Below are 14091 nucleotides of genomic sequence, written 5' to 3' on the forward strand. Positions count from 1 at the left end.
TGGCGGAGTCCCGTCGTGGCGCAACACCGCCGCCGTCAACTGTTCACGGGGGTCGGCCGACGACGGTAGAACCATCGCATGTCATCCCCCTCACAGCCCTTCACCTGGGGTCGCACGAGACGGCGGCTCACGGCCGCCGCGGCGGCGACCGGAATGGTCGCGGCGGGCCTCGCCGCGATCCAGGCCCCGGCGACGGCGGCCGGCCCGTCGCCGGCCGCCCCCGCCGCCACCCGGGACACCCACACGGTCACTTTGATCACCGGCGACGTGGTCACGGTGACCACCTCCGCCGACGGCAAGGCCACCGCCGAGGTCGACCGGCCCGACGACGCCACCGGCGGCGTACGCTTCCGCCAGAGCGGCGACGACCTGTACGTCCTGCCCGACGAGGCCCTGCCGCTGCTGGACGGCGACAAGCTCGACCGGCGGCTGTTCAACGTCACGGACCTCATCGAGATGGGGTACGACGACGCGAAGACCCCGACGCTGCCGCTGATCGCGGCGTACACCCCGGCGAAGGCCCGCGCGGCGAAGCCGGCGGCGCCGCGCGGCGCGAAGCTCGTCCGCGACCTGCCCAGCATCCAGGGCGCGGCGCTGTCCACCGAGAAGAAGCACGCCCGCACCTTCTGGTCCACCGTCGCGCCCGCCTCGGCGACGGCACCGGCCCGGGCCCTCGGCGGCGGGGTGACGAAGCTCTGGCTCGACGGCCGGGTGACGGCGGCGCTGAAGGAGAGCGTGCCGCAGGTCGGCGCGCCCGCCGCGTGGGCCGCCGGGTACGACGGCAGCGGGGTGCGGGTCGCGGTGCTCGACACCGGGGTCGACCCCGCCCACCCCGACCTGGTCGACCAGGTCGACGACAAGGTCAGCTTCGTGCCGGGCGAGGACACCTCCGACGTCCACGGGCACGGCACCCACGTCGCCTCGACGATCGCCGGCACCGGCGCGGCCTCCGGCGGCGGCAACCGGGGCGTCGCCCCGGGCGCGGACCTGATCGTCGGCAAGGTGCTCGACAACGGCGGGTCCGGCCTGGACTCCTGGATCATCGCCGGCATGCAGTGGGCGGCCGAGTCCGGGGCCGACGTGGTCAACATGAGCCTCGGCGACGGCTCGCTGACCGACGGCACCGACCCGATGACCGCCGCCGTGGAGACGCTCTCCGCGCGGCACGGCACGCTCTTCGTCGTCGCCTCCGGCAACGCCGGCCCGCAGACCATCGGGTCACCCGGCACCGCGCCGAGCGCGCTGACGGTCGGCGCGGTCGACAAGCAGGACGCGCTGGCGGGCTTCTCCAGCACCGGCCCGCTGGCCCGTACCGGCGCGCTCAAGCCGGACCTCGCCGCGCCCGGCGTCGGGATCGTCGCGGCCCGCTCGCAGCAGTCCGCCGGCGAGGGCGCGTACCGGAGCATGGACGGCACCTCGATGGCCACGCCGCACGTCGCCGGGGCCGCCGCGATCCTCGCCCAGCGGCACCCCGACTGGTCCGGGCAGCAGCTCAAGGAAGCCCTGATGAGCAGCGCGAAGGGGCTGTCCGACAGCTACCGGCCGTACCAGGTGGGTACCGGCCGGCTGGACGTGGCGGCGGCGGTGCGCAGCACCGTACGCGCCACCGGCTCGGCGTTCTTCGGCACCTTCGACTGGCCGCACGAGCCGACCGACGCCCCGGTCACCCGGTCGGTCACCTTCACCAACTCCGGCACCACGGCCGTGACCCTCGACCTCGCCCTGACCGGCGGCGGCCCGTTCGCGCTGGGCGCCTCCTCGGTGACCGTGCCGGCAGGTGGCAGCGCCGACGTCGCGGTCACCGGCGACCCGCGCGGCGACGCCCACGGCGAGCTGACCGGCTACCTCGTCGGCACCGACGCCGCCACCAGCACGGCGGTCACCCGTACCGCGCTGGGGCTGCTCAAGGAGAACGAGCGGTACGACCTGAAGGTCAAGCTGGTCGGCCGCGACGGCAAGCCGGCCAGCGCGACGGTCCTGGTGAACCGGGCCGGCGACCGCAGTCCCGGGCAGTATCCGGTCGCCGGCGAGCGGACGCTGCGGCTGCCGCCGGGGACCTACACGGTGGAGGCCCTGCTGGACGTCCCCGGCGAGCGGTCCGACCGGCTCGGCCTCGCCCTGCTGATGGACCCGGAGACCGCGCTCGACCGGGGCGCCGAGGTGGTGCTGGACGCGCGCCGGGCCCGCCTGCTCGACACCGCCGCGCCGGACCGGACCGAGGACCGGCAGCGCAAGCTGGACTACACCGTCGGCTACGCCGACGGCAGCGACTTCCGCGCGGCGTACCAGCTGCCGATCCGCTACGACGACCTGTACGTCCTGCCGACCGAGCGGGTCAGCACGGTCTCGTTCACCATGGCGGCGCGGTGGCGCAAGGGCGAGCCGATGCTCAGCCTGCGCATCCCCGGCCAGCCCCCGATCGACGCCACGGTCCAGCCCGGCAGCACCGTCACCGCCGGCACCGAGACGCTGCGGCCGGTCTACGCGGGCACCGGCGCCGCGGACGAGTACGCCGGTCTCGACGTCAAGGGCCGGGCCGTGGTGGTGACCCGCAGCGACGCGGTCGACCCGACCGCCCGGGCCGCCGCCGCGGCGGCCGCCGGGGCGAAGCTGCTGCTGGTCGTCAACGACGGCGCCGGCATCCTCAACGAGTGGGTCGGCGAATCCGCCATCCCCGTCGCCACCGTGCACCGCGACGCCGGCAAGCAGCTCATCGCCGCGACCCGGAGCGGGCCGCGGAAGCTGACCGTCACCCGGGTCCCGTACGCCAACTACGTCTACGACCTGGCCCGGGTCTGGCCCGGGCAGGTGCCGGACCAGCCGCTCGTCTACCACCCCCGGCAGCGGGACCTGGGCCGGATCGACGCCCGCTACCACGCGGCCGTCGACTCCCCCGGCTCCGGCTACCGCTACGACATGGTCTTCAGCCCCTCGTTCGGCTTCCCGGAGAGCGAGTCCCACCCGGGCACCCGCACCGAGTGGGTCACGCCCGACGTGGTCTGGCACGAGGTGCACCACCAGGGCAGCTGGACCGACACGGCCTACCTCAACACGTACGCCAAGGGCACCACGACCAGGCTGGACTGGTTCGCGCCGGCCGTCCGGCCGGCCTTCAGCCGGGGGCTCGCGCTGCGCAACAGCCGATACGGGGACTACATGACCCTGAACGTGCAGGCCTGGAGCCCGTCGGGCGACGTGCTGGAGCACGGCGGCAACCTGGAGTGGGGCTCGGTGCCGACCAACCTCAAGCTCTACCAGGGCGACAAGCTGGTGGACGAGAACACCTGGAGCTCGGACCTGCAGTGGACGCCCGTGCCCGCCGGCACGCTGCCGTACCGCCTGGTGCTGGACGCCTCGCGGCCGGCCGACCAGTGGCGGCTGTCCACCCGCACGCACACCGAGTGGGACTTCGTGTCCAGCTCGAACGACGCCGACAACTTCGTCCCGTTCGCGCTGCTCCAGCTCGACTACGCGATGGAGACCGACCTGCGCGGCGACGTGAAGGCGGGCACCACCCAGCGGATCAGCGTCAAGGCCGGGCCGCAGCCGGGCGGCACCGGCACCGGCACTGTCACGTCGGTCACGCTGGACGTCTCGTACGACGACGGCGCCACCTGGCGGAAGGTCACCCTGAGCAAGGGCGCGGACGACCGCTGGACCGGCTCGCTCGCCCTGCCGAAGCAGCCGGGCGGCTTCGTGTCGATGCGGGCCGGCGCCAAGACGGACGCCGGCTTCGGAATCCGGCAGGAACTCATCCGGGCGTACGGCCTGCGGTGAGATGGTTGGCGGGGCCCCGGGACGCGGCGCGTTCCGGGGCCCTTCCCGACGACCCGTCGGCCTTCCCGGGCTGGTCAGGCCCGGTGTCCGTGTCCCATACTCTGCCTGCCGCAGCGGGCAGAGGGAGGCAGCCACCGATGCTGGGCGCGTTGGGTCTGAGCCCCGAGGACGAGGCGGTCTACAACCAACTGGTCCGGCGGACCCAGGCCGGGCCGGCCGAGCTGGGCGACGCCCTGCGGATGCCCGCCGCGACGGTCGAGGCGGCGCTGTCGCAGCTGACGGCGAGCGGCCTGGTGAAGTGCGGCCCGGACGGGCAGTTCTCGGTGGCGCCGCCCGCCGTCGCGCTCGGGGCGCTGATCAGCGAGCAGCGGGGCGCCCTGCGCAGCGCGGAACTCGCGTTGGTCCGGCTCGCCGAGGAGTACCGCTCGTCGATCGCGGGACGCACCATCGACGAGCTGATCGAGGTGGTCAGCGGCGTCGACGCCGTCCGGCACCGGTTCGCGCAGGTGCAGCACGCCGCCCGCACGGAGGTACGCAGCTTCGTCACCACCCCGTTCATCGCCGTACCGCCGGGCGCCAACGCGGTGGAGTCGGCGGTGGTCGGCCAGGGGGTGCGCTTCCGCGTCGTCATCGACCGGCCGACACTGGCCGAACCTGGGGTGGTCGCCGAGACGCTGGAGTCGCTGCGCGACGGCGTCCAGGTGCGGGTGGTGGACCACCTGCCGATCAAGCTGATCCTGGCCGACGCGGAGCTCGCCCTGGTGCCGCTGACCTCCGTGCCCGGTGGCGAGCCCGGTGCGGTGCTGCTGCACCGCACCGGGCTGCTGGCGGCGATGGACGCGCTGTTCGAGATCGTCTGGCAGCACGCCCACCCGCTCGACTCGTCGGCGCTGACCGCCCCCGCCGGCGACAGCGCCGACCGCCAGACGGCCGACGGCCCGACCGCACTCGACCGGAAGATCATGGCGCTGCTGCTGGCCGGGCTCACCGACCCGGTCGTCGCCGCCCAGCTCGACCTGTCGTTGCGGACCCTCCAGCGGCGCCTGCGCCACCTCATGGACCTCGCGGGGGTGGAAACCCGGATGCAGCTCGGCTGGCACGCCGCGCGCCACGGCTGGGCCTGACGGGGCCGCGGGCCCGGCGAGCCCGCGGCACGGCCGGCACACACCGTGGCGTCAGGAGAAGAGGCCGCGGCGTTGCAGCGACTGACGGATCCAGCCGTCGAGCTGGGGGGCGAAGTCGGTGCGCTCCGCGGTGGCGTGGTCGACGGCGAAGCGGCCGAAGGCGTCCCGGCCCTCGGTGAACAGCCCGCCGCGCTTGTCCAGCTCCAGCACCACCTGGATCTGCTGCGGGTCGGTGACGAGGGTGACCTCCAGCTGGTTGATCGCCCCGGCGTACTGCGGCGCCGGGTAGAACTCGATCTCCTGGTAGAAGGGCAGGGTCTGCCGTACGCCGTAGATGTGACCCCGCTCCACGTCGGCCCGGGCGAACCGGAAGCCCAGCCGCAGGAACGCCTCCAGGATCTTCTGCTGGGACGGCAGCGGGTGCACCGCCACCGCGTCCAGGTCGCCCTTGTCCACCGCGCGGGCCACCTCCAGCTCCGTACGCAGCCCCATCGTCATCCCGTGCAGGTGCTGCCCGTACAGCTCGGTGAGCGGCGTCTCCCACGGCACGGCGAAGCGGAACGGGATGTCGTGGCGCTGCCCCGGGGCGAGCTGGAAGGCGCCGGTCGCGGCCTGCCGGTGGAACTCCTGCGTGGTCTCGTAGTCGTTGTCGCCGCTCTCGACCTCGACCCGGGTGACCAGGCCCAGGGCGACGTACGACACGTCGACGAGGTGATCGCCGCCGGCCACGTGGATGACGCCCTCCAGCTGGCCGCCGGGGCGGCAGTTCGGATTCGTCAGCACGGTTTCCACGGACGGGCCACCCACACCCATCGCCTGCATGAGCCGCTTGAAGACCACGACACCCTCCACAACCTGTTCGGTACGCCGACGTCGCCGGCGGGCCGGCCGTGCGGGCCGACCGCTGGCACGGTAACCGCCGGCGGCAACCAGCGCTCGGCGACGAGCCGCCCACGCTGAGCAGGGCATCGACGGAATTCGTGTCGGTTCCCCGATCGCCTCACTCCCGTTTCACGCCCCGCCCGCCAAGCTGTGTGTCACACCGGCACCACTGGGCCGGATCCAACGGCACAGACGTGGACACGGGGAGAAACTGAGATGGCCCTGCAGATGACGGAGCACCGGACGCGCCCGGCCGGCACCACCGAGGCCGCGAGCGCCACCGACACCCTGACCGACCTCGACGCCACCGACGAGCGCGGCGTCTCCACGGACCTGGTCCGGGCATACCTGAACGGGATCGGCCGGACGAAGCTGCTGACCGCCGCCCAGGAGGTCGACCTCGCCAAGCGGATCGAGGCCGGCCTGTTCGCCGAGGAGAAACTCGCGACCTGCACCCCCGTCTCGACGGAGTTGCGGGCCGATCTGGGGCTGATCGTCGCGCAGGGCCGCGCCGCGAAGGACCACCTGCTGGAGGCCAACCTGCGCCTGGTGGTCAGCATCGCCAAGCGGTACACCGGTCGCGGCATGGCGTTCCTCGACCTGATCCAGGAGGGCAACCTCGGCCTGATCCGCGCGGTCGAGAAGTTCGACTACGCCAAGGGCTACAAGTTCTCCACGTACGCCACCTGGTGGATCCGGCAGGCGATCACCCGGGCCATGGCCGACCAGGCCCGCACCATCCGCATCCCGGTGCACATGGTCGAGCAGGTCAACCGCATGGTCCGGGCCCGCCGCGAGCTCTCCGTCTCGCTGGGCCGCGAGCCCACCGTCGCCGAGGTCGCCCGGGCCATGGACATCCCGGAGTTCCAGGTCATCGAGCTGATCTCGTACGACCGGGAGCCGGTGAGCCTCGACCAGGCGGTCGGTGAGGACGGCGAGAGCGCGCTCGGCGACTTCGTCGCCGCCGTCGACCCGAGCGCCGAGCCGGGCGACGCCGCCGCGCAGGGCGAGCTGCGCAACGAGGTCAGCATCGTGCTGTCCACCCTGTCGCAGCGGGAGCAGGCCGTGATCCGGCTCCGCTTCGGCCTCGACGACGGCCGGCAGCGCACCCTCGACGAGGTCGGCCGGGAGTTCGGCCTGTCCCGGGAGCGGATCCGGCAGATCGAGAAGGTGACGCTGCTGAAGCTGCGTGACCCGGAGCGGGCGCAGCGTCTGGAGGCGTACGCCTGCTGACGTTCCTGGACCACGCGAGGCCCCGGCGGTTCGCCGGGGCCTCGCGTCCGTCCGGGCCGTGGTCCTTGATCCCGGCTGCCCGACGGGCTACCAATAGCCATGAACTGGACCCTGGAAGTGGTGGTCGTGCCGGTCTCCGACGTGGGCCGGGCCAAGGCGTTCTACGCCGACCGGCTCGGCTTCGCCGTCGACCACGACACGACGTTCGGCGACGACGCGCGGATCGTGCAGCTGACCCCGCCCGGCTCCGGCTGCTCGATCGTGATCGGCAGGGGGCCGCTGCCCGAGATGCCACCCGGCTCGCTCAAGGGCCTCCAGCTCGTCGTGCCCGACCTGCGCCGGGCGCGGGCGGAGCTGGTCGAGCGCGGCGTCGAGGTCAGCGAGATCCAGGTGCTCGGCGAGAATCCGCGCCCGGTGCCGGACCCGCTGGACAACGTCGGTTTCGTCCACTTCGCCGACCCCGACGGCAACGCCTGGTCCGTGCAGCAGATCTCCGACCGGGCGGCCTGACCGGTCCGGCCGCCGCACCCCTTCCTTACAGGCGGCGAGGGCCGGTGTCGGGGCGGGCCACGGCGGAGCCGACCCGCACGGTCGCGTGCAGCACCGAGATGCCGTCGGGGCGGGCGAGCACCGGGTTGAGGCTCAGCGCGCGGACCCGGGGCTGCTCGTCGGCGAGCCGCCCCACCCGCAGCAGCAGGTCCGCCAGGGCCGCCCGGTCCACCGGCGCCGCGCCGCGGTGCCCGCGCAGCAGCGGCGCCGCCCGGGGCTCGTCGACCAGCTCGGCCGCGTCCAGGTCGGTCAGCGGCACCGCCCGCCAGGCCCGGTCACCGAGCAGCTCCGTGGCGACGCCGCCCAGCCCGAAGCCGACCACCGGGCCGAACGCCGGGTCCTCCACCAGCTCGACCACGCAGGCCACACCGGGCGGGACCATCGGCTGCACCAGGACGTCCGCGCCGAAGACCGCCGACATCTCCGCGTACGCGCGGTGCACCGTGGCCGGGTCGGGCAGGTCGAGCCGGACCGCGCCGAGGTCGAGGCGGTGCCGCAGACCGGGGGCGGCGGCCTTGAGGGCCACCGGAAAACCCAGCCGGGTCGCCGCGTCGACGGCCGCCGCGGCGGAGCGCGCCGGCACCGACTCGACCACGTCGATCCCGTACGCCGCGAGCAGTCCCGCCGGGTCGAGGGCCTCCGGCCGCAGGGCGGCGTGCGCCGCCTCCCGGTCCACCCGGGGCAGCTCCGGCGGCACCCCGGCGGGCCGGCGCAGCCAGTCGGCGTACGCGGTGACCCGGGCGAGGGCGCGCACGGCCTCCTCCACGCTCGGGTAGGCGGGCACCCCGGCGGGCGTACGGCCGACCAGGAACGTCGCCACGGCCGGCTTGCCGGCGGCGAACGCGCTCGGCAGCGCGGCGGTGAAGTCCGACTCCGTGTCGGTGAGCTGGCCGGGCAGCGGCGGGGCGAACACCACCACCAGCGCGTCCACCTCGCCGTCGGCCCCCGCCTCGGCGAGCGCGGCGGTGAACTCGGCCACCCCGGCGCGCGGGCCGACGTCGCGCGGGTAGCCCCGGGCGACGGTGAGCCCCTGCGCGGCGCAGGCGGTGGCCGCCAGCCCCGTCAGCGCCGAGGAGTTGCCGACCACGCCGACCCGACGGCCGGCGGGCAGCGGCTGGTGGGCCAGCAGCACCCCGACGTCGAGCAGCTCGGCGACGGTGTCGACCCGGATCACACCGGAGTGGGCGAACAGCGCGGCGACCGCCACCTCGTCCGGGCCGGCGGAGTCGCCCACCCCGGGCGGCCGGGCCGGCGAGGCGAGCGCCACGACGGGCTTGTCCCGGCCGATCCGGCGCGCCAGCCGGGCGAACTTGCGCGGGTTGCCGAACGTCTCCAGGTACAACATGATCACGTCGGTGCCGGCGTCGTCCTGCCAGTACTGGAGCAGGTCGTTTCCCGAGACGTCGGCCCGGTTGCCGGCCGAGACGAAGCTCGACAGGCCCAGCCCCCGCCGGTCGGCCTCGGCCAGCAGCGCCACCCCGAACGCGCCGGACTGGCTGAAGATGCCCACCCGGCCGGGCACCGGCAGCCGGGGGGCGAGGGTGGCGTTGAGGCGTACCGCCGGGTCGGTGTTGGCCACCCCCAGGCAGTTCGGGCCGACCACGCGCATGCCCGCCGCGTACGCCGCGCGGACCAGCGCGCGCTGCGCGGCCGCGCCCTCGCCGCCGGCCTCGGCGAAGCCCGCCGAGATGACCACCAGGCCGTGCGCCCCCGCGGCGGCCGCGTCGGCCACCACCTCGATCGCCGCCTCCGGTGGGACCGCCACCACGGCCAGGTCGACCGGCACGCCGGCATCGGCCGCCGAGGAGTACGCGGGCAGCCCGGCGACCGTCGTCGCGCCCGGGTGCACCGGGACCACCGCGCCGAGGTAGCCGCCGTCGCGCAGGTGCCCGAGCACCGCCGCGCCGACGCCCTGCCCGGTGGCGCTGGCGCCGTAGACGGCGACGCCGCGCGGGGCGAGCAGCCGGGCGACGGAGCGGGCCTCGGTGCGGTGCTCCCGGCCGCGCTGCACCTCCAGCGTCGCGTCGGTGGGGGCGATCGGGAAGCTCAGGTGCACCACGCCGTCGGCGAACTGCCGCTGCACCTGGTAGCCGAAGTCGGAGAAGACCCGCAGCATCGCGCCGTTGGCCGGGAGCACCTCCGCCACGAAGTTGGCGATGTCGTTGCGGCGGGCCGCGTCGGCCAGGTGCTCCAGCAGCACCGAGCCGATGCCCCGGCCCTGGTAGGCGTCCTCGACCACGAACGCCACCTCGGCCTCGGGGGCCTGCGGGCCGAGCCGCTCGTAGCGGCCGACGGCGACGATCCGCTCGCCGACCAGCACCACGAACGCCTCCCGGTCACGGTGGTCGACGTTGACGAAACGTTGCAGGTCGCGCTCGGGGATGCGCGGGTACGGCGAGAAGTAGCGCAGGTAGCGGGTGCGCTCGGAGAAGCGCGAGTGCATCGCCACGATGCCCGGCCCGTCCGACGGATGGATCGGCCGCAACTGCACGGTGCTGCCGTCGCTGAGCAGCACGTCCACCGGTTGTTCCACAGCGGTCACCTGTGCGGTCCCCTCCGCCCGCCGGATCAGTCGCGCGGGTCGTGCGGATCGAGCCCGAACAGCGGGAAGGCGGTCTTGCGGGCCGCCGCGATCGCCCGGTCCACGGCACTCGGCTCGCCGGTCGGCTGCCACGGCTCGTACGCCGGGTCCACGTCGTCGGTCATCCGCAGCGGGATCTGCCGGCCCGGCCGGCGCGCGCCGGCCAGCTCCCGCCATGCCGGCGGGGTCAGCGTCGCCGGGTCGACGGGCTCCCCGGCCGCCACCGCGAGCAGGTGCGTCCAGGCCCGGGGCACCACCTCGACCAGCGCGTACCCGCCGCCGCCGGTGGCCACCCAGCGGCCCTCGCAGAGCTCGTCGGCGAGCGCCCGCAGGGCCAGGTAGGTGGCGCGCTGCCCGTCCACGGAGAGGTTCAGGTCGGCGAGCGGGTCGAGCCGGTGTGCGTCGGCCCCGCACTGCGTCACCAGCACCTGCGGCCGGAACGCGCGCAGCACCGACGGCACCACCGCGTGGAAGGCGCGCTGCCAGCCCGCGTCGTTCAAGCCGGGCGGCAGCGGAAGGTTGACGGCGCTGCCCTCGGCGCCCGGCCCGCCCGTCTCGTCGGGAAAGCCGGTGCCCGGGAAGAGCGCCAGCGGCGTCTCGTGCACGCTGACCGTGAGCACCCGGGGGTCGTTCCAGAAGACCTGCTGCACCCCGTCGCCGTGGTGCACGTCCACGTCCACGTACGCGACCCGCTCCGCGCCCAGGTCGAGCAGGCGGGCGATGGCCACCGCCGGGTCGTTGTAGACGCAGAACCCGGAGGCCCGGGCCGGCATGGCGTGGTGCAGGCCGCCGGCCACGTTGACCGCCCGCCTGGCCTCGCCCCGCCAGACCGCCTCGGCCGCCGCCACCGTGGCGCCGGCGACGAGCGCGCTGGACTCGTGCATCCCCTCGAAGACCGGGTTGTCGGAGGTGCCGAGCCCGAAGCCGGCGAAGAGCGGATCGCGGGGGGCGACCTTCACCGCGGCGAGGTAGCGCGGGTCGTGCACGCGGCTCAGCAGCGCGTCGTCGGCCGGCTCCGGCTTCACCAGCCGCACCCCGGGACGCGCGAGGACGCCCAACTCCCGGGCGAGGGCGAAGGTCAACTCCAGCCGTACCGGGTCGAGGGGATGGTCCCCCATGTCGTAGGCGAGCAGCGACTCGTCCCACACCACCACCGTGTCGTCGGACATGGCCCCATCGTCGCACGCGCACCCCGGCACGCCCACGCACGCGCTGCTCAGCCGCCGGGTGTCGCCCGGCCCCCGGTCCCCGTTGCCCGCTCGGCCGTCTGGTCCCGTCGGCGCCCGTTGCCCGCTCAGCCGTCTGCCCCGCCGGCGCCCGTTGCCCGTTCAGCCGGTCGGGGGCGCTCCGGTGGCCACCGGGCGGGCCGGGTCGGCTACCCAGTTGCTCCACGAGCCGACGTAGAGCGCGGCGTCCGGGCGGCCGGCCAGGTGCAGCGCGAACACGGCCTGCGCGGCGGTCACCCCCGACCCGCAGTACGCCCCCACCGGCCGATCCTCGCCCACCCCGGCGGCGGCGAACCGCTCGCGCAGCGCCTCGGCCGCGGGGAACCGGCCCTCGGCGACGTACTCGCCGGCGGGCAGGTTCACCGCGCCGGGGACGTGACCGGCGACCGGGTCGATCGGCTCAGTCTCGCCCCGGTAGCGGGGCGCGGCGCGCACGTCGAGCAGGACACCGTCGTCGGCCGCGGCCAACCGGGCCGCCTCCCCCGCGTCGAGCACCGGCAACGCCCCGGGCCGCACCTCCACGTCGCCCGGCTCCGGGGTCGGCACCTCCGTGCTGACGGGCAGCCCGGCGGCCAGCCACGCCGGGAAGCCGCCGTGCAGCAGCCGTACCGGCCGGTGGCCCGCCCAGCGCAGGGTCCACCAGGCGCGGGCGGCGGCCATGCCGTCGCCGCCGTCGTACACGACGACGGGACGACCGGCGCGCACCCCGGCGGCCCGCAGCGCGGCCTGGAGCGCGGCGGCGTCGGGCAGCGGGTGGCGGCCGGCGGGCCCGGGCGGCCCGCAGAGCGCCGTGTCCAGGTCGACGAAGACCGCGCCGGGCAGGTGACCGGCGGCGTAGTCCTCCCGACCAGGCGCGCCGACGAGTCGCCAGCGCACGTCGAGCAGCGTGGGCGGGTCGGGCTGGCCGAGTTCGACCGCGAGCCGACCGGCCTCGACAAGGAGATCATCGGAGGCGGACATGGCGTCCAGTCAACACCATCCCGGCACCGACCTGGCGGTTCGCCGTGGGTCGTTCGCTGAACGCCGAGGTAGCATCGTTGGCCGGAGGTCCGCTGACGTGAAGCATGATCTGGTCGACACGACCGAGATGTACCTCAAGACCATCCTCGAGCTGGAGGAGGAGGGGGTTCCGCCGCTGCGTGCCCGCATCGCCGAACGGCTGGGGCAGAGCGGGCCGACCGTCAGCCAGACCGTCGCCCGGATGGAGCGCGACGGCCTACTGACCGTCGAGGGCGACCGGCACCTGGCGCTCACCGCGCACGGCCGCAGCAACGCGGTCTCCGTGATGCGCAAGCACCGCCTCGCCGAGCTGCTGCTGGTCAACGTGATCGGGATGCCCTACGAGGAGGCCCACGAGGAGGCCTGCCGGTGGGAGCACGTGATGAGCGACGCCGTCGAGAAGCGGGTCTACGACCTGCTGAACCGGCCGACCCGCTCGCCGTACGGCAACCCGATCCCGGGGCTGGACGAGCTGGGCACGCCGGAGCAGACGACCGCCGCCCCGATCGAGGGCGAACGCAACCTGGCGTTCCCCGGGCTGTCGGGGCCGGTCGTGGTGCGGCGCATCTGCGAGAGCGTGCAGACCGACGCGGACGTGCTCCGGCAGCTGCACGCCGCCGGCGTCGACCCGGGCGCGACCGTCACGGTGGCGCAGGAGCGTGACGGGGTCTCGATTGACCGCTCGGGCGACCGCATCAGGCTGCCGCGCGAGGTGGCCTCCCGGGTCTTCGTCGCCGCCCACTGACCCATCCCGCCCGCGTGCGGTGGGTTCAGACCGCGCGGGTGCGAGCTGTCGGGCCAGGGAGACCAGGGCGGTGGTGAGCTTCTCGGCCTCGGCCGTGTCGGCGTCGCGCGGGTTGGCGTAGCGCAGGGTGGCGAGTCGTCCCTCGGCGGCCAGCCATCCCACCTCCGCAGTGCTGCTCGATCACGCCGAAGTCCAGCAGCCGGCATGCCCCGCCGGACGACGCGGCGGCCACCTCGGCAACGACCGGCGCTGGCGGCGGCCAACTTATCAATCAGGTGCACCGTCTTGCACCACCTCGTCCGCCGACGTTGCCGTCAACTACTGCCATCAGACGCCATTGAGACCACTTCGCCACAGATGAGGAGGCCTCGAATTCGCAGAAGGAAAGGTGAGCGGCAGCCCTGTTCACCACTGACGCCATCTGTCGGTGATCGCATAGCGACTCACGCCGTGGCGGGCCGCCAGCTCACCAACATCAACCCCGCCCTCAGTCAGCACTTCATCGATGAACAGGCAGATCTGCTCTCGCTCGTCGGTGTCGATACTGCCGCCCACCGCCTGCTGATTCACTCTATTCAAAGCCCGAACGACCCGTTCAACAACAGCGAGGATCTGTGCGTCCGACGCTGCCCCTAGTTCCTGCGCTTCAAGCTCGAAGGTCGCCAGGGCAGCATCGACAGCCTCCAGAAAACTTTCGGAGTAAACGCCCAGAAAGGATGCGCAATCAGGACTTATCGCGCCGCCAGCGACAGAGCGAGCCTCTTTCGCTACTTCGCCACGCCAATATTGAGAAGGTCTTTCGGCCATGACGAGATCCTACCGCGCGTTCTGCGACCCGTGATCTCAGAGGCACGCGCAGCCCGAAGCCCACACCCTAACGGATTGCGGGCGCCGTCCGTGACATCGCCCGAGTGACGTGACGGACGGCGCACTGCACCTACCTATTGCTCCGAACCAGGCGGCAAGGGCAGCCTC

The 14091-nt window shown here is 74.1% G+C and carries 10 protein-coding genes; 5 read left to right on the forward strand and 5 right to left on the reverse strand.

All coding sequences use genetic code 11. The annotated features are described in order from the left end of the window. Positions 1–78: 78 nt before the first annotated feature. Positions 79–3777: a S8 family serine peptidase gene (locus ACGFNF_RS03430; protein ID WP_393165472.1), complete on the forward strand. Its 3699-nt coding sequence runs from the start codon at positions 79–81 to the stop codon at positions 3775–3777. Between the two features lie 137 nt (positions 3778–3914). Next, positions 3915–4901, forward strand: a complete 987-nt coding sequence (locus tag ACGFNF_RS03435; protein WP_393165474.1) for a TrmB family transcriptional regulator — start codon at positions 3915–3917, stop codon at positions 4899–4901. A 51-nt stretch (positions 4902–4952) separates the two neighbouring features. Here the strand turns inward: ACGFNF_RS03435 and ACGFNF_RS03440 are convergent, their stop codons facing one another. Then, positions 4953–5741, reverse strand: a complete 789-nt coding sequence (locus ACGFNF_RS03440) for a sporulation protein (protein WP_357579968.1) — start codon at positions 5739–5741, stop codon at positions 4953–4955. Between the two features lie 258 nt (positions 5742–5999). Between ACGFNF_RS03440 and sigB the strand changes: the two genes are divergently transcribed. Both sigB and ACGFNF_RS03450 read left to right on the forward strand, forming a co-directional pair. Then, on the forward strand, positions 6000–7016 hold the full coding sequence (gene sigB / locus ACGFNF_RS03445; protein ID WP_393165476.1) for an RNA polymerase sigma factor SigB: 1017 nt from the start codon (positions 6000–6002) through the stop codon (positions 7014–7016). Between the two features lie 99 nt (positions 7017–7115). Next, a complete protein-coding gene (locus ACGFNF_RS03450) occupies positions 7116–7526 on the forward strand; it encodes a VOC family protein (RefSeq protein WP_393165478.1) in 411 nt (136 codons plus the stop codon). Positions 7527–7551: 25 nt separating this feature from the next. Here the strand turns inward: ACGFNF_RS03450 and ACGFNF_RS03455 are convergent, their stop codons facing one another. The 3 genes from ACGFNF_RS03455 to ACGFNF_RS03465 all read right to left on the reverse strand — a co-directional run bounded on the left by ACGFNF_RS03455 (position 7552) and on the right by ACGFNF_RS03465 (position 12332). After that, on the reverse strand, positions 7552–10107 hold the full coding sequence (locus ACGFNF_RS03455) for a GNAT family N-acetyltransferase (RefSeq protein WP_393165480.1): 2556 nt from the start codon (positions 10105–10107) through the stop codon (positions 7552–7554). Between the two features lie 26 nt (positions 10108–10133). Continuing rightward, a complete protein-coding gene (locus ACGFNF_RS03460; protein WP_357579964.1) occupies positions 10134–11315 on the reverse strand; it encodes an acetoin utilization protein AcuC in 1182 nt (393 codons plus the stop codon). Positions 11316–11474: 159 nt separating this feature from the next. Beyond that, positions 11475–12332, reverse strand: a complete 858-nt coding sequence (locus tag ACGFNF_RS03465; RefSeq protein WP_393165482.1) for a sulfurtransferase — start codon at positions 12330–12332, stop codon at positions 11475–11477. Positions 12333–12429: 97 nt separating this feature from the next. Here ACGFNF_RS03465 and ACGFNF_RS03470 point away from each other — a divergent pair, with 97 nt between their 5' ends. Beyond that, positions 12430–13116 carry a metal-dependent transcriptional regulator gene (locus ACGFNF_RS03470; RefSeq protein ID WP_132232993.1) on the forward strand — a complete coding sequence of 229 codons (687 nt, stop codon included), beginning with the start codon at positions 12430–12432 and terminating at the stop codon, positions 13114–13116. A gap of 405 nt (positions 13117–13521) precedes the next feature. Here the strand turns inward: ACGFNF_RS03470 and ACGFNF_RS03475 are convergent, their stop codons facing one another. Next, on the reverse strand, positions 13522–13923 hold the full coding sequence (locus tag ACGFNF_RS03475; protein ID WP_357579962.1) for a hypothetical protein: 402 nt from the start codon (positions 13921–13923) through the stop codon (positions 13522–13524). Positions 13924–14091 lie beyond the last annotated feature (168 nt).

Origin of the sequence: Micromonospora sp. NPDC048868 (genome assembly GCF_043198195.1) — a bacterium.
Taxonomy (GTDB): Bacteria; Actinomycetota; Actinomycetes; order Mycobacteriales; family Micromonosporaceae; genus Micromonospora; species Micromonospora reichwaldensis.